Origin of the sequence: Microvirga antarctica, assembly GCF_017921815.1 — a bacterium.
Taxonomy (GTDB): Bacteria; Pseudomonadota; Alphaproteobacteria; order Rhizobiales; family Beijerinckiaceae; genus Microvirga; species Microvirga antarctica.
Genome location: NZ_JAGEMM010000180.1, coordinates 1 through 283, shown reverse-complemented (window position 1 = coordinate 283; position 283 = coordinate 1). Strand labels below are relative to the sequence as shown.

1 protein-coding gene is annotated in these 283 nt (G+C 41.7%); it reads left to right on the top strand.

Features of this window, described 5'->3' with window-relative positions; genetic code table 11:
- Positions 1–47 precede the first annotated feature (47 nt).
- The coding region (locus J4G32_RS21385) for a hypothetical protein (protein ID WP_210497751.1) at positions 48–283 on the top strand (236 nt) is incomplete at its 3' end.

Genomic DNA, 283 nt, shown 5'->3' with positions numbered 1-283 from the left:
GAATATTACGCAAATTGCACGGCTTTGACAAGTGCTACCATCAATACATGAAGAAAAAAAACACAACGCATACGGTAACGTTTATCTGCGGCGTTTTTTCAGTACAATCAGGGTATATTTCTAACCATAAACCCTACGTTACCTCATTCAGACATGGGATAATCGGGGCGATAAGCCCGGCTTTTGCGATGAATTTAGAAAAAATCAACGAGTTAACCGCGCAAGATATGGCGGGTGTCAATGCGACAATCCTTGAACAGCTTAATTCCGACGTTCAACTGAT